This is a genomic window from Exiguobacterium sp. R-17 (genome assembly GCF_049913315.1).
In the GTDB taxonomy this organism is placed as follows: Bacteria; Bacillota; Bacilli; order Exiguobacteriales; family Exiguobacteriaceae; genus Exiguobacterium_A.
This window is the reverse complement of the sequence record NZ_CP184372.1, coordinates 2,541,903-2,554,107: the sequence shown is the minus strand read 5'-3', so window position 1 is coordinate 2,554,107 and position 12,205 is coordinate 2,541,903. Positions and strand designations below refer to the sequence as shown.

The 12,205-nt window shown below is 49.2% G+C and carries 14 protein-coding genes; 9 read left to right on the top strand and 5 right to left on the bottom strand.

Annotation, left to right across the window (positions count from 1 at the left end; genetic code table 11):
- Positions 1 to 5: 5 nt before the first annotated feature.
- From ACN9MT_RS13400 to ACN9MT_RS13380, 5 genes are read left to right on the top strand one after another with little or no spacing between them, the layout of a single operon-like run.
- Entirely contained in the window at positions 6 to 626 is a 621-nt protein-coding gene (locus tag ACN9MT_RS13400) for a sugar transferase (protein WP_426272372.1), read from the top strand.
- Entirely contained in the window at positions 607 to 1,677 is a 1,071-nt protein-coding gene (locus ACN9MT_RS13395; RefSeq protein WP_426272371.1) for a lipid II:glycine glycyltransferase FemX, read from the top strand. The genes ACN9MT_RS13400 and ACN9MT_RS13395 overlap by 20 nt, the downstream gene beginning before the upstream one ends.
- Complete coding sequence (locus tag ACN9MT_RS13390) at positions 1,674 to 2,825, top strand: aminotransferase class I/II-fold pyridoxal phosphate-dependent enzyme (protein ID WP_426272370.1); 1,152 nt, start codon at positions 1,674 to 1,676, stop codon at positions 2,823 to 2,825. Before ACN9MT_RS13395 ends, ACN9MT_RS13390 begins: the two co-directional genes overlap by 4 nt.
- A complete protein-coding gene (locus ACN9MT_RS13385) occupies positions 2,822 to 3,592 on the top strand; it encodes a hypothetical protein (RefSeq protein ID WP_426272369.1) in 771 nt (256 codons plus the stop codon). The genes ACN9MT_RS13390 and ACN9MT_RS13385 overlap by 4 nt, the downstream gene beginning before the upstream one ends.
- A 29-nt stretch (positions 3,593 to 3,621) precedes the next feature.
- The gene (locus ACN9MT_RS13380; protein ID WP_426272368.1) at positions 3,622 to 4,512 is read left to right on the top strand and encodes an LCP family protein; all 891 of its coding nucleotides are present in this window, start codon (positions 3,622 to 3,624) and stop codon (positions 4,510 to 4,512) included.
- Between the two features lie 276 nt (positions 4,513 to 4,788).
- On the opposite strand, the gene ACN9MT_RS13375 is transcribed toward ACN9MT_RS13380, so the two are convergent.
- Positions 4,789 to 5,394, bottom strand: coding sequence for an AmiS/UreI family transporter (locus tag ACN9MT_RS13375; RefSeq protein WP_426272367.1), 606 nt, complete (start codon positions 5,392 to 5,394; stop codon positions 4,789 to 4,791).
- A gap of 145 nt (positions 5,395 to 5,539) precedes the next feature.
- A complete protein-coding gene (locus ACN9MT_RS13370) occupies positions 5,540 to 6,793 on the bottom strand; it encodes an SH3 domain-containing protein (RefSeq protein ID WP_426272366.1) in 1,254 nt (417 codons plus the stop codon).
- A gap of 172 nt (positions 6,794 to 6,965) precedes the next feature.
- On the opposite strand from ACN9MT_RS13370, the gene ACN9MT_RS13365 reads away from it, so the two are divergent.
- Positions 6,966 to 7,877, top strand: a complete 912-nt coding sequence (locus ACN9MT_RS13365; protein ID WP_035410358.1) for a Gfo/Idh/MocA family protein — start codon at positions 6,966 to 6,968, stop codon at positions 7,875 to 7,877.
- A 66-nt stretch (positions 7,878 to 7,943) separates the two neighbouring features.
- Here ACN9MT_RS13365 and ACN9MT_RS13360 read toward each other — a convergent pair whose 3' ends face one another.
- On the bottom strand, positions 7,944 to 8,564 hold the full coding sequence (locus ACN9MT_RS13360) for a hypothetical protein (protein ID WP_426272365.1): 621 nt from the start codon (positions 8,562 to 8,564) through the stop codon (positions 7,944 to 7,946).
- On the bottom strand, positions 8,561 to 9,250 hold the full coding sequence (locus tag ACN9MT_RS13355; RefSeq protein ID WP_426272364.1) for a hypothetical protein: 690 nt from the start codon (positions 9,248 to 9,250) through the stop codon (positions 8,561 to 8,563). The genes ACN9MT_RS13360 and ACN9MT_RS13355 overlap by 4 nt, the downstream gene beginning before the upstream one ends.
- Positions 9,251 to 9,383: 133 nt before the next feature.
- Between ACN9MT_RS13355 and ACN9MT_RS13350 the strand changes: the two genes are divergently transcribed.
- Together ACN9MT_RS13350 and ACN9MT_RS13345 are read left to right on the top strand one after the other, a co-directional pair.
- A complete protein-coding gene (locus ACN9MT_RS13350; protein ID WP_426272363.1) occupies positions 9,384 to 10,457 on the top strand; it encodes a glycerate kinase in 1,074 nt (357 codons plus the stop codon).
- A gap of 63 nt (positions 10,458 to 10,520) precedes the next feature.
- Complete coding sequence (locus tag ACN9MT_RS13345; protein ID WP_214852305.1) at positions 10,521 to 11,090, top strand: hypothetical protein; 570 nt, start codon at positions 10,521 to 10,523, stop codon at positions 11,088 to 11,090.
- Positions 11,091 to 11,136: 46 nt separating this feature from the next.
- Here the strand turns inward: ACN9MT_RS13345 and ACN9MT_RS13340 are convergent, their stop codons facing one another.
- Positions 11,137 to 11,616: a glutathione peroxidase gene (locus ACN9MT_RS13340; protein WP_426272362.1), complete on the bottom strand. Its 480-nt coding sequence runs from the start codon at positions 11,614 to 11,616 to the stop codon at positions 11,137 to 11,139.
- 170 nt (positions 11,617 to 11,786) lie between these two features.
- On the opposite strand from ACN9MT_RS13340, the gene ACN9MT_RS13335 reads away from it, so the two are divergent.
- Positions 11,787 to 11,981 carry a hypothetical protein gene (locus tag ACN9MT_RS13335; RefSeq protein WP_023469379.1) on the top strand — a complete coding sequence of 65 codons (195 nt, stop codon included), beginning with the start codon at positions 11,787 to 11,789 and terminating at the stop codon, positions 11,979 to 11,981.
- Positions 11,982 to 12,205 lie beyond the last annotated feature (224 nt).

The window sequence follows — 12,205 nt, the reverse complement described above, 5'->3', positions numbered from 1 at the left end:
TCATCATGAAACGCACATTCGACTTCACGGTTAGTCTTATCGCTATCCTGATCCTGATTCCCGTCTACGCCCTCGTCGCCCTAGTCATCTATACGAAGCTCGGTCGTCCGATTTTCTTCAATCAAGTCCGCCCGGGTTACAAGGGGGAGTTGTTCAAAATCTACAAATTCCGCACGATGACGAACGAAACGGATGCTGAGGGAAAACTTCTCCCGGATGCAGACCGGATTCCCGCATCACTCGAGTGGATTCGTCGCTTAAGCCTTGATGAGATTCCGCAGTTCTTTAACATTCTTCGCGGACAGATGAGCTTCGTCGGGCCACGTCCGTTACTCGTCAGTTATTTGAACCACTATACGAAGGAGCAGATGACACGGCATGATGTCCTTCCTGGTCTGACGGGCTGGGCGCAGATTCATGGACGGAACGCGACGACGTGGCAACAACGCCTCGAGCAAGATCAATGGTACGCAACGAATCAGACATTCCGACTCGATCTCTATATCTTGTTCAAGACGTTCAAAATGGTCATCTCATCAGAAGGGAACTCGACGGCTCATCAGACTGGAATGGGTGAGTTCAAGGGTATCGACGGAGGTGTTCCCCATGATGTCGTTAAGCGATGAACGGTTAATCCGGGATCCGCGCGAATGGGATGCACTCGTTGCGACCTATCAGCTCGATTGTTACTACGAACATGCTTACTTCGAACTCGCGAAGGAACACGACGAGATTCCTGAGTTGTTTTATTATCCGACGGAGTTTGGGACGTTGATCTATCCGTACTTGCGGCGACGGATTCCAGGCACACTCTTTGAAGATATCACGACACCTTACGGCTACGGTGGTCCTTACTTCAAAGGCATCTGGTCACTCGATCAGATTCGCGAAGCGCGCGAGCGATTCGAACGCTATTGCAATGAGACGGGAATCGTCACAGAGACGGTTCGCTTCCATCCACTCTTGCACAATCAAGAACTGGGCCAATACTGGTGCCATCAAACGGAGATCCTGCAGCCGACCGTGACACTCGAACTAATGGACCCGTTCGAGATGATCGAAAGCGACTTTTCGCAAATGACGCGACGCAACATCCGGAAGGCACGTCGCGAAGGCGTGACGATTCGTCTTGGGCGCCCGGAAGAATACGTAGACTTCGCGCATCTCTATCAGATGACAATGGACAAACATCAAGCGGATGCCCGGTATTACTTTAATCAGACTTACTTCAATCATTTCGCGGACGGACGGATTAACAGCGTGCTGTTGCTAGCTGAACATGACGGGCGAATCATCGCCGGGTGCATCGTCTTGACTGGTCGCCAGTTCGCGCATTATCATCTCGGTGCTTCCGATCCCGCGTCGTTAGCACTTCGACCCAACCATCTATTATTCGCGGAGATGATTCGTTGGGCAAAACAAGCCGGTTTTCAAGCGCTTCATCTCGGTGGAGGCACGACACGATCGAATACGGATAGCTTGCTTGCCTACAAACGATCCTTTAGTGCGAATCAAACGTTTTTTGGACTCGGTACGTCGATTCTTGATGCCACGATCTATGAGCGTCTAACGCGACAATTCGAACGACAACATCCGGAAACTCAAATGGGTCACTGGTTCCCGCTCTACCGAACACCGATTCGTCATCTGTCACCTCGAAGGGAGGAAACATCATGAAACACATCCCACTCTCCATCCCGCATTTAAGTGGTCAGGAAGCCCGTTACGTCAACGAGGCACTCGAGACGAACTGGGTCGCCCCTCTTGGACCAAATGTCGATGCCTTTGAACGAGATATGCAAGCATACACGGGAGCTAGTGCAACGCTTGCGACGAGCAGTGGGACAGCAGCGATCCATCTGGCGCTCGCGACACTTGGTGTCACGACGGGGGATGATGTCTTCTGTCAGTCCTTGACGTTCATTGCCTCGACGAATCCGATTCGGTATGTCGGAGCGCGACCTGTATTGATCGACTCGGAAGAAGAGACCTGGAACATGTCGCCCGTCGCACTCCGGCGGGCGTTGATCCAGGCGGCAACGCGTGGTCGACTTCCGAAGGCTGTCATCGTCGTTCATCTGTACGGTGTCGCCGCGCAAATCGAGGAGATTGCTGCGCTCTGTGAAGAATACGATGTTCCGTTGATCGAGGATGCTGCAGAATCACTCGGGACTCGTGTCAACGGGCGGATGACAGGAACGTTCGGAACGTTCGGAATCTATTCGTTCAATGGCAACAAAATCATCACGACGTCAGGCGGCGGAATGCTTGTCGCCAATGATCCGGCTCTGATCGAGCGTGCCTTTTATCTCGGAACACAAGCGCGGCAACCGGTCTTGCATTATGAGCATACGGAAGTTGGCTACAATTACCGGATGAGTAATGTCGCTGCTGGGATCGGACGGGGACAGCTTGAGGTTCTCGATCAACGCATCGGTGCACGGCGGAAAATTTTTGATCGCTACGACCGTGCCTTTGCACCGGATAGCGTCACGTCGCAAGTCGAGCAGCCTGGAACATTCGCCAACCGCTGGCTCAGTGCCTTTCTTTTACCGGATGGTCAAGCGCAACGCGATGCGATGATTCAGACACTGCAACAAGCGAATGCCGAGTCTCGCCCGGTCTGGAAACCGATGCACTTACAGCCCGTCTATCGCGACGTTCCATTTGTCACAGCAGAAGGGGTTGACGTCAGCCGTCGCTTGTTTGAAGACGGTATCTGCCTTCCGTCTGCTTCACAAATGACGTTCACTGAACAAGCCGTCGTCATCCGAAACGTTCGTCATGCTTTACAGACGACCGTACGCCGGGACGTCCAGTCATGAATATATGGGAAGGGGACATCGTCATGCGCGATATGGAGGAAGCGATCCACGCACTCCGTCTCGCTGCGAACGGGAAGAATGAATTGACGGCCAATACCTATTTCCGCTGGCAACTCCACACCACTCATCCAAGCGTCGCGGAAATCCTGATGCTGTTTGGATCGTGGCAAATCGCCTTGGAACGAGCAGGCATCGGGCATGCCCGCTTGACGTTCACGAAATCGGAAATCATTGACGCCTTGCGTCAGGCACGGGAGGAACTCCATCCTTTCACGAGTGCGACGTACCGCGAATGGGCACAACAGAAACAAGCACCAAGCCTGACGGATATCGTCCATCAATTCAACTCGTGGCAGCAGGCATTGTCAGAAGCGGATATCTTAAAGGAACGCGTCCAGGAAATGGAACAACGGATCATCGAGTCATTACTGGAAGCGCAAGGGGTCTTGCCGGTCTTGACGAGTCAGACCTACACGAAGTGGGCGGCTGGTCAAAATCGTCCGACCGTCGCAACGATTGCCCGCCGGTACGGCTCTTGGTCAAACGCACTTGAAATCATTGGGATCGAATTCCCGCGTAAACGCTGGCGGGAAGAAGAAGTGCTCGACGTACTTGCTGAAGCCGCTCGGGAGACGGAGCATCTGACGATCGCAAGTTATCAACGGTTCAGTATCGGGCGTGATGCGCCAAGCATCGGAGTCATCACTGCCTTGTTCGGTAGCTGGCGCAATGCTTTACTGGTACTCGAAGCACAACGACCGTCCTGAATTCAAATTGAAGAAAAGGAGAATGGGTGATGAAGAAATGGAAATGGATCGTACTGACACTTACGGGGATTTGCCTGCTCCTTCTCTTTAGTTCAGGCGGATATGTGTATCATAAAGCGAGTCAGACGCTCAAAGAAGTTCAGGTACCGGTCAAAGCAAACGTTGAGACGGAAAAAACCGTCGAGCAGAAAAAAGGACTCTCGTTTCTCTTACTCGGCGTCGATCAACGAAAAAATGAGACAGGACGGAGTGATACGATCATCGTCGTGACGATTGATCCGAAAACGAATACCAGTCAGATGATCAGCATCCCGCGCGACTTAAAGACAGACATCATCGGCAATGGTTCGAATGATAAAATCAACCATGCCTATGCCTTCGGTGGTCCACAGATGGCGCTTGATACGGTCAGTCATCTGTTAAAGATTCGAATCGACTATTTCGCTGAAATCAATTTAGCGGGCTTTACGGATCTCGTCAATGCGGTTGATGGGGTCAGAGTCAAGAACGATATCAATTTTTCGTACTATGAGATGCAGTTCCCAAAAGGAGAACTATTACTGAACGGGAAGGAAGCACTCGCCTATGCTCGTATGCGGCACGATGATCCACGTGGGGACTTCGGACGACAAATCCGCCAACGGCAAGTCGTTCAGGCAGTCGCCGATAAAATGACAGAGGACTTCTCGATTCGTCGCTTTAATGCTGTCCTCGACGCCCTCGGGAAAAACGTCAAGACAAATGTACCGTTTTCCGTTGCCCGGACGGTCGTGACGGACTATCGGGATGCCTTACGCAACGTCAAGACCTTGTCGTTTGATGGATCAGGAGGCATCGAATCGGACGGCATCTATTACTGGCATCTGACGGATAAGTCGTTAAAAGAAGTTCAAGCTCAACTGCAGGAAGCGCTCAAATGATTGGAATGGAGAGGAAATTGCGATATCAGGACTGATTGATAACGAAACGAACGCTACTCTCATCCGCGCTTTCCTCAGGCGGGAAATCAGCCGCGGCAACCAACATTTCATGCTGTTTGCCGGGTCTGATTCATCCCTGACGAAAGTACCAATGGCACTTTCTTTTCCTGTAGGAGTCGCGGATGAACGATAGCGTTCTCCATCAATCAAAAAAGATGCCCATCTCCGATTCATGACCGGAAATAGACATCTTTTTTTGATGAATCGATTAGCATGTCACGACGAGCGGATCGTCCGAAGCATCGAGAATTTCATCATCGTATAAAGGAAATAGACGACAGTCAGAATGGCAGCACCGCTCCATAACCATTGGTATGCCGTACTGAAGTAGCCAAACCGAAGACCAATCAGTGCCGGGACGATCAACGTCAACCAGCTTAATACGAGGGCGACGCGGGCAGTGATCGCGTCAATCGGGCGATTCATTCCCATCCCAAGGAAAAACAGGCTCCAGAGCAATACCCAGAACAACCATGTCATCCCGCCGATGATGTCTGCTGTCGTGAAGCTGACAAATGCATAAAATAAAGCGGCGATCGCAACGAACAAGGAAAACCAACCGACACCGCTTCCGTCGAGATTAAATAAGAACGTGATCCCGACATAAACATACGTAAAAGCAAACAAATAAATACTCGCGTACCCGAACGTCAACGCTGGATCACCTGCCGCACCGATGACAAGATACGTTGCGATGAACGTTTGCAGTAGACCCGTGATGAGACTGAAGACACCAGCACTACGGAGATCGACTTTTCCGAACAAGGTCAAACTATTTAAAAAGAGCGCAACGCCCCCAAATAACAAACTGACATTTCCCACGTAAAAACTCTCCTTCATTAAGACGTCAGACGTCTGATTCTAAAGTTAACTCTAAGATGAATTCGTTTTCAGCGCAAGTATAATTTGAAGGAAAAAGAAAACAGTCTGGCTCCCGAAACGGAAAACCAGACTGTTGATGAGTCGATTATTGATTTAAGACGGAGCGAAGTGTCGTCTCGGTTTGGGACAACGTTCCTTTCAGTGTGACGAGACCATATCGTGTCGATCCTTTTTTGATGAAGAAGACGCGTGTGTAGCCAGATTCCGGTGTGTAACCAGTCTTGCTCGCATAAACACGTGTATCTCCTGGAAGCGACGTATTCGTATGATACCACGTCAATGTCCGTGCATTCGGTCCTTTAACGGTCGTCTGATATGACTTGCGTCCACTGATCGTCATGAGCGCGCTGTACTTCGCATATGTATTCGCGAGTTTTTGCATATCAGCAGCTGTCGTGTAATGACTTGGATGATAGAAGCCGTGTGGGTTCATGAAATGGCTCGCACTCATCCCGATTGAACGGGCGCGGTTATTCATGTACGAGACGAACTTCGATTCAGAACCAGCTGTCCGGACGGCGATCGCTTTTGCTGCATCGTTGCCAGAGCGGATCAGCATCCCGTTCAAGAGTTGGCGCATCGTCACTTTGTCGCCAACACGGAAACCCGCTACGCTACTGCCAGCAGGGACAGATAACATCGCAGACGTCAGGGTGAACGTTTGATCGAGTGTGCCTTTACGCGCTGCTTCGTCATAAGCGACGATCCCCGTCAATAGTTTCGTTGTACTCGCTGGGTAACGGCGAACGAAACTTTCTTTCGTCAATTGATAACTTGACGATCCAAGCTTAAAATACCGCATCGACGCAACAGGATAACTACCACTCGATGGTTTTGGACTGCTCGTCGTCACTTTTCTAGCGACTTGGTTCGACACATAGTAGTAATTGGTCGTACCTTTGACCTTATACCAACCGTTCGAATACGAAACCGCATTGAACTTCGAGTTGTAAGGTGCGAGTCGCTTGATATTCTTTGACGATGCCGTGCTTGGGGATGTTCGGACGTTCGCTCCAGCTTTCGAGTAGACGACGATTTTGTACGTCTTCACTGAGCTACTCGATACTTTTTGAGCGACCTGGTTCGATAGATAACGATATGTACCTCCGTCCTTGATCTTGTACCAGCCATTCGTATACGAGACGGCTGTGAATTTTGCCTTGTACGCAGCACGTCTTACAATCGTTGCGGACGAGGCGGTACTCGGCTTCGAGCGGATGTTCGCTCCAATCGTCGAAGTGACGACGACTTGGTAACTGGCTGCCTGAGCCGGAATGGCGGGAAGACACAAAGCGAACAATAATAAGAGCGTAAGACTAGTACGGAGCAAGCGCTTCATAAAAACTCATTCCCTCCTTGTTCAAATATGGTTTTATCATAAAACAAAAAAAGGAAATTCACTTCTTTTCAAAAAAAGGAATTTGATGCCTGTAAAGGGCTGTTTCTCATCTTTTCGTGTCAATTAACGTATCATAGGGAATATAAGCAACAGTGGAAAAGGAGGAGTTCATATGAAATTAGCCGTCATTGGCTTAGGGGATATCGCTCAAAAAGCCTATTTACCGGTCTATGCTGAACGATCTGATATCGAGGTATATTTGATTTCACGAGATGAAGAGAAAGCAAAACGATTGCAAGCAGACTATCGCTTTGCGGGGACATACGCGACGTTTACTGATGCTGTACAGGAAGGGATCGACGCGGTCATGATCCATTCAGCGACCGTCGTCCATGCCGAGCAAGCGCGACAAGCGCTAGAAGCAGGAATCGCCGTCTACGTTGATAAACCAGTCTCGATGGAAATTGAAGAAATTCGTGAACTGACTCGTCTATCGGAAGAGAAGCAGTTACCGTTCATCACGGGATTCAATCGTCGCTTTGCGTCAGCACACCAGCGCTTACTTGAAGTGAACGATCCGAATCTCGTCCTCATGCAAAAGAATCGGACGTCGTTCATCGAAGACGCCAAGCCATTTCTGTTCGATGATTTCATCCATGTCGCGGACACGCTTCGCTTTTTGACGGGACGTGGTGAGATTGAAGACTTACACGTCAAGAGTAAGCAAGACGAAAGCGGGCTACATCACGTGACGATTCAATTCGTCTCAAACGGCATCACGGCAATCGGTGTCATGAACCGCGATAACGGTATGACGGAAGAACGCGTCGAAGTGATGGGACCGGAAGAAAAACGGGTCGCAACCGACGTGACGACACTCGATCAATTGACGAAGCAAGGGACGCTCCGGTATCCGCTCGATAACTGGGAAGCGACGTTAAAGCGACGCGGGTTCGTCGATATGTTAGACGCGTTCCTTCGGACGATCAAAGGGGAACATTCCGAATCGGTCGTAGCGTCTGATAGCCTCGCGACACATGAATTATGCCAACAGGTGTATGAACACGTTCAAGCTGCGCGCTGAGTAGGAATCGTCAAAAATGCCGCTTCACTCGAGGAGATTCTCTCAAGTGGAGCGGCATTTTAGCGTTTACTTCTTTGATAGTTGTTTGAGTTGATAAATCCGCTTACCGCTCGGTCCTTCGAACGTCACACGAAGTGTCGAGCGGGCGAAGCGGTAACTGACTTGTCCTTCGGATAAGTTGATACGAGCAGAGAAATCCGGTTCAAAACGAATGATCTCTTCGTCGTTTCGCAGTGCGTCCGGGAGACCGAACTGCTCAAAGCGAATCATCGCGATGAATGTGTCCTGCTCGTCAAAAGACACATGAATACGTCCGGTTCCGTCGAACGGCTCGTCTTCGAGTATACTTCGTTCGACTTCATACGTACCTTCGAACTGTTTGACTTGCTGCAACATCTCTTTTGCACTGAGGGCAATGGCTTCTGCCCTTTTTCGAACAGGATGATTCGTTGTGAGTTGAAGACGTTCGATTGCTTCCGCTGTTTTTAAGACATCACGCAGTTGATAACCAGCAAGCTGTCGTTCAAGCTGAACCATCAGCTGAGCAGCCGGTTCATCGATATCTTGTTCCGATCGTTCAACGGCACGGGTGTAGGTTTGCTGCTCGAGCTGTTCTTGAATCCTAGATGTTTCTGGCGAACACGCCATCAAAAGACAAAGAGGCAGACAAAGGAGCACTCGTTTCATGAAGTCACCTCCGTTCGATTGACATCAATGATTTGAAGATGATCCGTATGCACTTTCAGACGATAATGGACGCGGTACGTCACAGGCTCTGAACCGTTTGCTGTCGCAATTTGGTACGTTTCTTGTGTACGTAAATGATACGTAACTCCCTTTGACGTGAATTTTTGGAATGTCACGGCGAGAACACTTGGAGCGACTGGGGCATCAACGGCATTCGTTATACGATGGAGATGCTTGAACTCTGATTCAAAGACGTTCAAGGTCGTGAACTGGATCGCAGAAAACGTCTCGATGGAATCGTATTTCTTCGAGAATGTCGCAAGCTCCGGAATCGTCCGAGTATATTGACGGACGAAGCGAAGGACATCATAGGACGTTGGAGGACGGTCTTTCGAGTACGTTTGATTGTACGCTGTTTGTTCATCGGACCATTCCGAAAGCGCGAGTGCTTCGACACTAGGTGTCTGACCCGCTTCAGGGGAAACGGGATCTTGTAGCGAATACCACAGGAAACCGGCTCCTCCGACGAGAAAGAGCAAAAGGCAGGTACTGATGACCCAAGTCCGTGAAGTGGACGAAGTGGGTGGTTCGGCGAGTTGTTCTTTCTTGATAACAGGATGTTGGCAATGCGAACAAGTCGTATCGTATTGACGAAGTGGTGTTCCACATAACGAACAGCGTTCCATGAAATAAAACCTCCTGTGTATGTAAAATGAAATGTCAGATAAGGTAATGGTAATTTGAAATTAGTATCATCGTAACATTAATTGGAAACGCAATCAAAACTTGATATGAGATTTTTGAAGGGGGAACTTACAGATGGCACGTCACTTGATTTTAATGGATGCGTTCAAAGGTAGTATTTCTTCGAAGGAGGCAGCAGAAGCCGTCACGTCTGGAATACTGGCACATGAACCAACTGCAATCATCGATTCCTCACCTGTCGCGGACGGTGGGGAAGGAACGCTTGAAGTCTATCTCGCGCTTGGATATAAGGAAAAGACGACCGTGACGATTGATCTAGCAGGTCGTCCGTGTGAAGTACAGTATGCCGTAAAAGATTCAGACGCCGTCATCGAAGTCGCGCGTATTTGTGGACTGCCGATGCGACAAAGCGGAGATAATCCTGTTCGAGTGAATACGCGTGGCGTCGGGCGTTTGATGGAACAGTTACGCAATCAAGGAATAACACGAATCCGACTGGCGTTAGGGGGTACAGGTACGACGGATGGGGGACTTGGTTTACTCGCGGAAGTCGGTTGTCGTCTTCAAGATGCCTCGGGTAAGCCGATTTTGTTCCGTACAAATCCATTACTTGAGACGCAGACCATTCATTGTTCAACGTATCCGGTTCAGCTGGAAGCCCTCGTAGATGTGACAGCTCCCTATCATGGTCTAGATGGTCCGGCTTATCTGTTTGGTCCACAAAAAGGACTGCTTGCGGATGACATCATAAAACTCGATCAACGACTCGAACAGATCGGAAAGTTACTTGGATTAGAGGGCGTCAAAGGAGCAGGGGCAGCCGGCGGACTCGGTGGAGCCGTGTATGTGCTTGGTGGACGGATCGTTCCGGGCGCATCGACGATCTTGCAACACCTTCGTGTAGCAGAGCGGATGCAACAAGCGGATTATGTCTGGACAGGGGAAGGACGGGTCGACCGTCAAAGCCAAATCGGTAAGTTGCCAGGTGAGGTCACGCGGATGGCGAGAACAGCTGGCGTTCCTTGTCTGATCCTTGCAGGAATCGTCGAAGAAAACATCCCGCAGGCACTTGATTGTCGATCGATTCATGTCGATCAGCCGATCACACTCGACCCGGAACAGACGAAAACGCGCCTACAGGAGCAAACACGTAAATGGCTCGAGGAACTTTCACTGAAACAGGGATGAAGTCGGAAAAGTTTGGGTAAATAACTGTATATTGCCATACTTTTAGAGAAAGTAGGTCATCCTATGATCAATCAATCGATCCAATTATCGTTTCGCCAAGTCCGAGCGCTTGTCGAACATACTTTGCTGTTATTCAAAGAGCTCGATCAACAATTAGCGAATCGTGGATACGAACCGGTCCTACCGGATGTCGTCCAAACGGAACATGGTTTGAGCATCCATCAGACGAAAGAGAGTGCGGAGTCACTCGTTCCGCATTTCCTGACGCGGACGTACGTCCGGCAACAGGAAAAAACGAACCAACATGGATTACTGATCTCTGTTCAATATACGCATCCTCTTCATGAACGATTCGATCCCGTCGTCCTCGTCGGCGATGTGACGTTCAAGCAGGCGAAGCATGCCCACAAAATCTTGAGTGAGAAACCGTGGCTCCTGAAGTATGCTGCCTTTGAATCGACGATTGCGCAAGAGTTCGTTGCCGATGGTACACGATACACGACGCAACCGATTGAAGAAATCGAAGAGCTGATCGTCTGGGGGCATCCGTTCACGGAAATGCGCGATATCGATGATGTCAAACGATTGGCGGAAGAAATGATCAGTCGTCATCTCGAGCCAGGGACAACATAAAAATAAGCTTCCGTTCCTTCAAGAGAGAAGGAGGGAAGCTTATTTTTTAGACTTGAACGAGCAATCGTTCGATCGCTGCCGTCAAATCCGTAGGATTCGTTTTTGGAGAGAACCGCGTCACTTCTCCATCACGAGTCACGAGGAATTTCGTGAAATTCCACTCGATGTCTGTTGTACCGTCCGTCGTTGGTGCTTGTGCTTTCAGTTCTTCGAATAACGGGTGTGCTTGCTCACCGTTGACATCGATTTTTGAGAAGACGGGGAACGTCACGCCGTAGTTGACTTGGCAGAACGACTGAATCTCCTCGTCCGTTCCGGGGTCTTGGTTCGCGAACTGATTACATGGGAAACCAAGTACGGTCAATCCTTGCGAACGATAGTCTTGATGCAATTTCTCCAGTCCTTCGAACTGTGGCGTCAAGCCGCATTTACTGGCTGTATTAACGATCAGCCATGCTTGAGCTGGGTAGTCAATTAAGGATGCCGACGTTCCGTCGACGCGTTGAAATGAATGATCTTGTAACATATCAATTCCCCCTTTTTAAGTACTTCTCTAGTGTAACAAATCCGTTTTCCTGTCGTCTGCTATCATTACTTGCGTGATGACAGAAACATCACAATCAAGTATCAACGACGCATTTGATGTCAATCTTTGTTACGATGAAAAGGAATATGGAAGGAAAGGAGAGATGCCACATGAGAAAAATGTTGAAACAATCGCGGTTCGTCATGATCGCGACGCTTTGTCTCGTCCTCGTCGGAAGTTGTATTACCTTACTGACGCTTGGATTTGAACGCGATATTGTGATTCTTGTTTCTGGAGTGGTTGCCCTATGGGTGACGATGCTAGCTCCTTTGACGGTCCATGCCAAAATGAATCAGCAATCATAATTCTGATTTGCTTATGAAACCGCAGAGCGATTCGATCTAAAAAGGAGCTCCTCCATTTTAGATGAAAGAATCGATTTCTGTGGTTTTTTTTCTTCTATAGCATAGAGTCAAAAAACACTATTTTTCGAAAGTAAGTCATTAAAAAATCAGACTATTTTTTTTTCATTTTTTCTATTTACATCCTTAAAAAATCGGAGTAATATCCATCTCATCAACGAACACTA